This is a genomic window from Cytophagales bacterium, assembly GCA_019456305.1.
GTDB lineage: Bacteria > Bacteroidota > Bacteroidia > Cytophagales > VRUD01 > VRUD01.
In genome coordinates this window covers 18,659-29,161 of the sequence record VRUD01000028.1, presented here as the reverse complement: position 1 = coordinate 29,161, position 10,503 = coordinate 18,659, and the positions used below count along the sequence as shown (strand labels likewise).

1 protein-coding gene is annotated in these 10,503 nt (G+C 41.5%); it reads right to left on the bottom strand.

Features of this window, described 5'->3' with window-relative positions:
• Positions 1 to 5,068: 5,068 nt before the first annotated feature.
• The gene (locus FVQ77_07730) at positions 5,069 to 10,381 is read right to left on the bottom strand and encodes a hypothetical protein (protein ID MBW8050215.1); all 5,313 of its coding nucleotides are present in this window, start codon (positions 10,379 to 10,381) and stop codon (positions 5,069 to 5,071) included.
• Positions 10,382 to 10,503: the final 122 nt, after the last annotated feature.

Sequence of the window (10,503 nt, the reverse complement as noted above, 5' to 3'; positions counted from 1 at the left end):
AGGCAGACCAGTAGTATCTAATATAGTTCCGTCACCAAAATCCAAGCTAAAAATAGTATCTTCTATTTTAAAGGGGGGAGCATTATCAAACGTAATAATCTCATCCACAAGCACTTGTGAAAGTAATGCGCCTGATTGAGTAGTCGGTATTATATTTGCTGTTGGTGCAGCTACGAAAATAGCTGTACTGCTAAAACTTATTGTATCACAAAGATTACTTACTGTTAATGTAAAAGTAACTGAATCAACGTCTGAAAGATCTGGCCTATAGATTGGATTTACAACTGTATCATTAATGAATGTGCCAGTACCTGTATGCGTCCACTTGATTTGCCCGCCTGTTGCAGAGGTCAATCCTGTAAAGTCAATTGTTTGATTATTGCAATAAGTCCCTAAAGTATCAATTGAAGCAGTTGGCTTACTGTATAATTGTACTCCAATGCTATCGTAAGCAAAACATTGGGTAACCGTATCGGTTATTTTTAACGAGTAAGTGCCTGAGGTATCTACAGTTATAGTTTGTGTGATTGCTCCGGTACTCCAAAGGTACCAATAACCTGAGGGAGCTGTTAAAGTGATGATATCCCCTGTACAACCTGCAGTATCTGGTCCAAAATTAATTGCTGGTATTGGATTGACTGTTACATTAATACTGTCTCTTGTTGTACAACCCGAATCAGTTACATCCACCCAATAGGTATTCGATAAACTAATTGTTATAGTTTGACTTGTTTCGGTTGTACTCCAGAAGTATGTTGCTCCCGGATTGCCAGCGTCTAATATTATGCTGTCGCATCCTGCTGTATCAAACCCTAAATCTACAACTGGTGGGGAAGCAAAGATTATATTAATACTATCTCTTGTAGTACAACCAATCAAATTACTTACATCTACCCAGTAAGTTCCCGGTGTGGTAACCAAAATGGTTTGTATTGTATCAGATGTATTCCATAACCAGGACGTGCCCGGACCCGGATTACCGGCATCTAAAGTATCTGTATCTCCTATACAACCGGTAATATCAGGTCCCAGGTTAACAGTTGGTGATGAATGTACCTCTACATATACACTATCTCTTGAAGTACAGCCTGCAACAAAGGACACATCTACCCAAAAAGTATCAGTTATTAAAACTGTTATGATCTGCGATGTATCTCCTGTACTCCATTGATATGTTGCACCAACATTACCGGCATTTAATTGGAAAGAATCACATACTACTGTATCAAACCCTAAATTCACTATTGGCGGTAATACTATATTTACAATAATGCTGTCTCGGGTAATACAGCCAGAAGTATTGGTAACATCTACCCAATAAGTACCGCTTAATGTCACATTGTAAAATTGACTAATTGAACCATCCTTCCACACATAGGTTGAACCTATATTGCCTGCGTCCAGTACAATGTTGTTACATACTATAGTATCATTGCCTAAATTTACAACAGGAGACAGATTCACCACCACAGTAACCCCATCCGTGCTGCTGCAGCCTGTTGCATTGTCAGTAACCGTTAAAACATAGGGAGTTGTACCTGTTGGAAAAGCAAAAGGATTAACGATAATTGAATCACTCAAACTGGAACCGGGACTCCACGAATAGCTGCAAGCGCCTGAGCATAAGGATGAGGAAGCATTCAGCAAAGCAGAATCTCCCTCACATATTGTGTCAATGAAACCGGCATCGGGTAAAGGGAGTGGTACAACTAACACACCGACTGTGTCTATATCACTGCATCCTGTTACAGTGTCAGTGACGGTTACCATATAATTAGTGGTTCCAAAAGCTGTTGGTGTTGCTGTCGGATTTGGAATGGTAGTATCACTTAAAGTTGGGTCTGCATTCCATAGAAAAGTAAAGAAACCAGAACCGCCCAGGGCTGTGGCAGATAAAATGGTACTATCCCCTGTACAGATCGTATCATCAGGCCCGGCAATTGCTGTTGGGGGAGTCGTAACCGTAATGATCACCGAATCAACATTTAAACAAAGATTTGAATCCCATACGTTCACAAATTGGGTGAAGGCGCCTGCTGCAGTAGGTGTAAAAATGGGATTGGGTATCACAGCACTGTTTAAATTTGATGACGGATCCCATAGATAGGTGAAGGGCCCGGTACCGGAAGCAGTTGGTGAACCTCCTAATGTATCGCTGCTGCCAAGGCATATTGTATTACCCAAACCGGCATCAACAACCGGCAATGGTTCTACTACGATATTGACCGTATCTGCATCACTGCAACCAGTTACATTATCGGTTACCGTAACTATGTATTGGAATGTACCGGATGTTACAGCAGTAAATATTGGATTTGCTTTAGTAGAGTCATCAAGATATGTTTCTGTGTTCCATTGATGAGAAACACCTACAATAATGGCTCCGGTGCCTAATATCGTAGTGTCTCCTATACATAAAGTGTCATCTGCTCCTGCATTGGCTACAGGTGGCGGAACTACCCCTACAATTATACTGTCTCTGTTTACACATCCATTTGTATCAGTTACATCTACCCAAAATGTATCTGCAAATTCCACTGAAATTATTTGTGCGGTCTCGGATGTTGACCAGTTATAAATAGCTCCGGGATTGCCTGCATCCAATATCAGCGTATCACCCTGGCAGATTGCCGTATCATTGCCCAAATTTACAACAGGCAGAGGATAGACAAGCAAATCTACCGTATCGGTATTGCTGCAACCCGTAGTAGTATCTGTTACGGTAAGAACGTATTGAAAAGTATCTGCAAAAGGCGCTGTAAAGAAGGGATTGAAGATAATAGAATCAGTAAGGTAAGCGCCCGGGTTCCATAGATAAGAAGCGCCAAAAATAATTACAGGGGCACCCAACTGTGTAGAGCTACCAACACATAAGGTGTCATCTGCTCCGGCATTTGCTGTTGGTGAGGAATTTACAGTTACAGATATCGTATCGCTTCCTGTACAGCCATTGCTATCGGTTACAGTAACATATTTTAATCCTGAAAAAGTTGCTGTATGTGTAGAATCCGTACTTCCATCCTGCCATGCATAACTTGAAAAACCAGCGCCTGGATTTAAAATGATACTGTCGCAGACAGTGGTATCAATCCCTAAATTTATGACCGGAGCAGTTTTCTCTGTCACTGTTACCGGAGCAGAAGTGGAATCACATATTTGAAAACTGTTCCATTTAATCAACAACCTTGGCCTTTCTCCAGGTATCCCGCTTCCGTCAAAAGAGAGCGCTCGCCTTGTATCCCCAAAACCAACAAAAGGCCACATCATAAAAGCCATGGAATTACCTGGCCTCCAGTCTGGCCGGGTTACAATTTCCTGAACGATGGTTACAAGAGATGGGGTAAGGTGTTTAGTGCCAGCGAATCCCCATGCTGATGTGAGCCACCCCACAATAGAATCAGTATTTATCCTTGAACTGATATTAAACAGTAAAGGCTCGTATGGAGCAGCATCACTTGTATCTTCACCGAATATAATAATAGCACGATCTGGATCAATATCACCAACTGCATTGGTAAACTCAATCCAGGCGCTATCAATCGTAGCTCCCTGTGGAATAAATACTCCATTTCTGAATTCTGCACCAACAACCTGGGGACCCGATATTATATTTCCCAACGGCAAAACAAGACTATTAATATTTACATTTCCGGTTCCGAGATCTTCTCTCGCATCATCAAAAAAGTTAGCCACCCGCACATCCACTGATCCGTTTATAGGCACAGCGCTGATGTTTACAGTATAGCTGCCACCGGCAGTAACATAATAGATGGTATCCTCTACGGTTGGAGGCGTAACAACTGTATCATCTTTAAACCACTGGTAAGTAGCGCCCGGTATCTGGTTTGCGCTGAGCTTGACGCTGTCCCCGGTACAAAATGAGGGTGATAGGTTGTTCGCGACAACAACTGCAGGAGGTTTTGGTTCTACAATTATTATTTTTCTATCATTTGCAGTGCAGCCATAAACCAGATCAGTTACCGTTACGGTTCTGATCTTTACTCCAATTGTGAAGGGTGTAAATATCGGGTTTGGAATAGTTGCATCATTTAAACCTATTGGTGGTAACCAGGAATAAGTATAAGATCCTGATCCCCCGGAGGCTGTGGGCGTTCCGCCTAAAGTATCTGAGCCGGCAGTGCATATCGTTGTATTTAACCCTGCATTTGCAACGAGTGAAATTACAGTTATGCTTACGGTATCAATTACTTGTGAACAACAGACGGCAGAATCAGTGCTAATACAGATTATTACAGCGATCGAGTCCCCATCTACCAAATTTGTTGCTGTATAGGTGTGTACCGTATCTGATTGCACTAATACAGGAGGCCCGCTATTTTTCTTATAAAAATTATAAGTATAGATCGTATCTGCGGGTAATACAGTAAATGTTACCGAATCACCGCGGCAGATGGTATCTTTATCAGCGGTTAAAGTAAATGGGATGGTATCTAACGAATATAATGAAATATTGGGTGGGTTAATGAAATTTGCAAAGGGTTTTATATCAATATTATCCCAATCGTTGATAGCTCCTAAAGTATCATTCCACGTGATATTACTTGAATCCGAGCAGTCAAGTATGGGTACAGCCACTCTTCCTATCCTGGTTTTAACTGTTGGCACGTAAACACCACTACCTGATACTGTGTCTGTTTGTACAATAGATAGGTTGATAAAAGGAAAACCGCCAAGTCCCAGGTTGGCATACCAGGCAGGGCTTACCCCGTCATCCCACGGTCCGTCAAAAGCATCTTCTTTTACTTTATTGGCTACATCAAGGGCTGTTGAGTTGAGATTGATAACAAAGTTTGAAGTACCGAATGCAAAGGTATCAGCCGGGACGCCTGTATAAGTAGCAAAAAAGTCAATATAAAGCGTATCGCTGCTTACGAACTGCTCAATTTCGAGGTCAAAAAAAGGTTGGGCATAGGTATTTAAGCATAATAGAATTGGTACAAAATATAGTAGTATTCTTTTCATTATTAATGAATATTATCATAAGGATATTCATGAAAAAATTGACAGTTGACAACTGCCTACTGTCAACTGCTTACTGCCTACTTTTTTAGGGCACCGTACTCCAATACAACTGATCATTATGCGTTGACGTAATATTAAAATCACTGCCATTAACAGCTCCGGTTAAATCCACATCAGTCAGTATATATCCTTGCAATAACAAATAGCGGTCAACAGAAACGTCATAGAGATCGTTTGCATTTGTTTCCTGGTCTGTATTGCGTGCGTTTGCCGCCCACATACCGTAAGAGCCTCCTAAAAATGCGGCACCTCCACCATATATGTTACCGATCACCGTCAGATCAATATACCCTGTGGAAGGCGTGCTACCGGGCACAGCATTGGTTATATTAACCGTATCTGAGGACATGATAGACAAGTGATTCCTGTGCCTGACAATCATATAATAGTATCCGGCAGGTGCAGCACAAAAATTTACGTAACTGCTATCCCCGGTTTTAAAATCTCTAACCGTGCCATCTGATAACAACCAGGCGTATGTAGTATCTACATTTGGTCCTGAAGGTGAAGCGGCATCTCTCAATACTAATTCAATAACATCTACGGCATTTACAGGGATAGAATAGCCCGAATTCATATTGATATTATAATAACCTCCAGCGCTATCAGCCAGGTAGCCATTTAGCTCACCTTTATTATTTAATGAATCATACATGGAGCCTCCGCTATAAGGTCCTTCCAGGAATACGGTTAAGTTGAGCTTTGTGCTTGGACTATCAGAACCGATCGTAATACTGTCAGTGATAGTTGATCCGTCAGAATCGGTAATTAGTACACTATAAAAACCGGAGCACAAGCCGGAGATATCCTCCGTACTATCACCGTTTGACCAGGAATAGGAATAAGGTAGTATGCCCCCTGCTACGGCAAGATCTGCTATTCCGTCACAAGCGCTATTACAACTTTCATTGGTACCTATTATTGAAGTTGTAAGCGGTATTGTTGAACAGGCTGTGCAACGAGCAAATATGTCAGCAGTATATCCCGCAATATACATGTTAAGCCCATCATGTTGAACGCTCAACGCATTCACTCCGAAATTATAGGCGCTATTTAATAATGCTGTGTCTGTGATGGTAAATAGAACAGGGTAATTAAATGGCGTACAGGTACAGGTAGTTGTGGTATTTGTAAATGTATCAATTGGCACACCATTCAAATAAAATATAAAGTTGGTTGTATCAGCAATGCCACATTGAGTAAAATATAAATTATAGCTTATAGAATCTATACACGAAACACTCAGGAGAAAAGTATCAGATGATTTTAGGGTTAAATCTCCAGGTCCATCAAAGCCATCGGTACATAGATCACTTGTAAAATTACTACAAGTGGTATCCCCGAATCCGCCATCAAAGTCATAAATACAAACACTTTCAATAAAATTTAAATTGGAAGACACTGCATAATTTAATACGCTGTCATTTGAATAGTTGGTATCTCCGGATAAGCTTGTCCAGGCATCAAAAATATATATCCCGGTAGTAGCCAGGTCAGCAGTGGTTGTAAATGTAAAGCTTAGTGTATCCCCGGGATTAATGGTATCAGTAATGGTTTCATTTACAGGAGCGCCTGCATTAATACGGTACGACACAGGTATAGTGTCCTGAAGACTTGTGCCAAAATTTCTAACTCTAATGGTAACACTTTCACTGTCGCTTAAGCTGCAGCCGGTGTTTGGCGCATCAATGGCAATTACTCCGGCATCGTTTGCCGGTCTGTCGTGAATATAAACATCATCAAAAGCAAATCCTTCATCGGCAAATATTCCATTTGAACCAAAAGCTATCCTAAATACAACGCTGCTTTGACCGCCTAATCCGGTTAAGTCATGGATGGCGATTACCCAGCCTCCGCTGCCGTTACCGGTAGAGATCCTTCCGCTCCATCCTTCTGTGTTCCCGGTCCAAAACAACCCGCTTATTGTATTGTCATTATACCAATTGTCAGGGTCACCGAAAGCGCCCACATTTTGCCAGGAAGCGCCACCATTGATGGAAGATTGCAGTACAGCGCCATCCCAGCTAAATTCCGAATTCCACCAAATATTCAATTCAATGATAGGAGCAATGAGGGAGGTAAAGTCAAAACATGGGCTTACTACCTGTGAGTTCTCAAGACTATTATAAAAACCAAGCCCCAATCCACCAGTAACCCAGGAGTTTACACCCGATCCTGCTGAATCGATAGTGGTTTTGGCAGGAGTACCAAATGCCCATGTGGAATTAATACCTCCTGAACTCCAGCCACCCTGGCCTGTTTCAAAATTTTCCAGGTACGGAAAAGTTGTGACAATTAACGTGTTTTCTACCAGGAAATTAGTCAAGCTATCATTGGCGCTGTCAGCGTCTGTAATTAGTGTGGTCCAGGCATCAAAAGTGTGTATGCCCGGTGTGGAAAGATTAGCAGTGGCAGCAAAGGTATAGGTTACTGTATCACAAGGATTGATAGTATCAATAATCTCGTTTTCAGGTAGCCCGCCATCCAGGCTATACGAAACAGGTACGCCAATTTGTATTACAGAACCAAAATTCACTACTCTAATGGTAACGCTTTCAGTTGCACTCAGCCCGCAATTGGTAAGTGGTGTATCTAATGCAATCACTCCTACATCGTTGGCCGGTGGTTCAGTGATGGTTACAGAAACAGAATCGCTGCATCCGATCACATCGGTCACAACAACCTGGTAGGTTCCTGCAGGCAAGCCCGTTGCGGTTTGGGTTGTTTGACCACGGGTTGTATAGTAAATTCTTATAAATATCCGGTCAACAAAAGCGGTTTGAGCAAGGCCGCCACCTACTTTTGTAACAGCTATTGCAACGCCAAATCCAATGTTATTTACATCCACCTCACTTAAGGTAGTACCCCAGGTATCTAAAGGTCCGCCATAAGTTGCAATTCCGTCAAAAGGGTCACTCAAAAGTGTGCCATTTGCCTGGTTGACAGCGCCTGTTTGTATTACGCCTCCTACCACCAAAAATATCTGGTCATCAGTGATGGTTCCGCCACTTTTATGCCACTCCACCGCCATTTCTATTCCCTGGATTGAATCGCTGTTGGTAATCGCAAAACCATAATTTGTAGCTTTTAAGAAATTAGATATTTCATTCGCACCAAAGCCGGCCGCTTCTGCCCATATATTATCATTTAAGCTTCCTTCTGCCTGATTAGGCGTTAGCCAGGGGAGGGTACCTGTACCGGCATCATTTACAACTGTTCCGGTATAATTTAGCCCGGTAATATTGTTTGTGATAACCGAGTCATTCCATTGATAGGTGTAGGGTGGGATTCCTCCGGCAGGTGTCACAGTAGCAGAACCTGTTGAGTCTCCTGCACATTGTACATTTACAGAGCCGGTGATCGTTAATGATATTGGCGTGTTTTCTGTAATAGTTACTGAATCAGAAACCACGCATGCAAAAGTATCAGTGACCACAACCGTATAAGTAATCACTTGACCAACTGCGGCAACAGGGTTTTGGATTGTGTCATTGGATAAGCCGGTTGATGGAGTCCATTTATAGCTTAAGGTCGTGTCTACTACTGCTCCAGCACAACTGATCTCAAAATCATCTATAGACCATCCCCAAAAATTGTTTGCTACGCCATCTATTGTATTAAAGAAAAATCTAATTTGTATCATATTACCGACATACGTTGATAAGTCAATTTGATGCTGATGCCATGTATTCATAGTTTCACCAAATAATTGCACAATATTAGTGAATGGTCCACCATTTAAAGATATCTGAACCCATCTCTGATCCCAGATAGTTCCCGGAGTCTCAGTTTCATAGAATCCATAAAATGTTAATTTAATACTATCTGAAGGAGAAGCATTTGTCAGATCAATTGGTGACGAAGTTAAAGTTCCTGAATTTAATCCTGTGTCATAATTATAATTAGGACTTCCTGTATTATATGTAAAGCTTGTTGTTGGGCTGTTTGATTGGGTAGTTTCAAGATGCCATAAACTTGTTGCTGTCCATCCGGATGCTCCGGACTCAAAATCTTCCAGAAAAGCAGCACATAAGCTAACGAATAGTTGAATAATGGTTGTATCTCCGAAGCAAAAAAGGGGAGGATCCGCAGTAGCTTTTACAGGTTTATTAATTACATTAACTATCACCGAATCTGTATTAACACATCCAAAAGATGAACTAACTTCCACAATATAAGTAGTAGTAGAAGAATGGCTTGCAGTTGGGTTTGCGATAGTTGGATCGCTTAGACCAATACCGGGGCTCCATAGATAGGATACCCCTCCGCTGGCAGTTAGTTGAGCGCTGTCTCCCAGGCAAATGGAATCATCCGGCCCGGCATTAGCGATTGGCAATGGAATAACCGTTATCGTTATTGTGTCAAGATCAAACCCACAAGGATTTGCAACATCAACGATATAAGCAGTAGTTGTGCCGGGGCTGGCAAGTGGATTTGAAATTGTAGAATCACTTAGACTATTACCCGGGCTCCATAAATAGGATACACCTCCACTTGCATTTAATTGCACACTATCTCCTGTGCAGATAGAATCATCCGGAACTGCATCAGCTATTGGAGCTATTAGAAAAACAGTGATGGTGACATCAGAAGAATCCTGAGTGCCTGCTGAATCAGTTACTACTACCTTGTAGTTTATCGTAGAACCAGGAATAGACATGACACTTTGACAAGTATCACAGTCTAAAAAGCTTGGGGGACTCCACAAATAGGTATAAGGAGGTATTAATTGGGTGGAATCAATCACATCAACACTTAAAAAAACAGTGTCGCCAATACAAATTGAATCATTTGAGACTATAATATCAGATAAAAGTGAATATTCAAAAATTACGGTCATGGTTTGAGTGGGAGAGCTGCAGGTAGCAGTATTTACACCACCCTTATTAGTATTTCCTATACAGGGTCTTAGGGAATAACCAGGGGTTAAGCATGCACAAACACTACCATCAGCAGTAAATTCTATAGCATCAGCAGGCACAGCACAACCTCCGGCAAAACAACCAATTCCTACATTAAAGGAAAAACCACCACAAGCCCAGGTTCCAACAACCCCATTTCTAAGCGAAATGGCCATTTGATTAACAAAAGCAGCATTGGTGCATGAACGTCCAACAACATCGTTACTTCCTTTAATCGTTACTGTTGTAAAATTAAATGCAGTCGTATCTAACTGGCTTCTGAACAAACCCCAATTATCGTACTGCGGGTCGCCAGGGCAATAAGTAACACCGGTAGTGAAAGATTCTGAATAGGTTATTGTCTGTGCATTAACCCCTGACGATAATGTTAAGACTAATATAATTAGTCCTATACAAAATAATTTCAAATTTTTCATGACAGTAGGGCATCTCTAAAAACTACATATTTTTTAAAACACACCCCTTGGCCCTCTTGATAGAGGGGAATGTATGGTGTAGTTTTTAGAGATGCCCAGTAGTTTTTATTTTTCTAAAAGAT

Excerpts from the sequence above, each read along its gene's own strand:
- FVQ77_07730 (MBW8050215.1), bottom strand. The coding sequence starts at position 10,381 with ATGAAAAATTTGAAATTATTTTGTATAGGACTAATTATATTAGTCTTA.